General features: G+C 64.1%; 1 protein-coding gene. It reads left to right on the plus strand.

The features are described from left to right. On the plus strand, positions 1-390 hold a 390-nt coding region (locus EOA29_RS40820), incomplete at both ends, for a beta-ketoacyl synthase N-terminal-like domain-containing protein (RefSeq protein ID WP_281061171.1).

Here is a 390-nt window from a genome sequence, read left to right on the forward strand (position 1 = left end):
TTTCCGGCCTCCCGCAGGACGTTCCGGCTTCGACCGTCAACCGGCTGTGCGGCTCCGGCATGGATGCCGTCACCATCGCCGCGCGCGCCATCAAATCAGGCGAGGCCGAGCTGATGATCGCCGGTGGTGTGGAATCGATGAGCCGCGCACCCTTCGTCATGCCGAAGGCCGACACGGCCTTTTCGCGCAATGCCGAGATTTACGACACCACCATCGGCTGGCGCTTCGTCAATCCGCTGATGAAGAAGCAATACGGCGTCGATTCCATGCCGGAGACCGGCGAGAACGTCGCAGAAGATTTTTCCGTCAGCAGAGCCGACCAGGACGCTTTTGCCGTGCGCAGCCAGGACAAGGCGGTCGCGGCGCAGGCCAATGGCCGGCTGGGTAGGG

It is taken from the genome of Mesorhizobium sp. M1E.F.Ca.ET.063.01.1.1 (assembly GCF_003998155.1).
Lineage (GTDB): Bacteria > Pseudomonadota > Alphaproteobacteria > Rhizobiales > Rhizobiaceae > Mesorhizobium.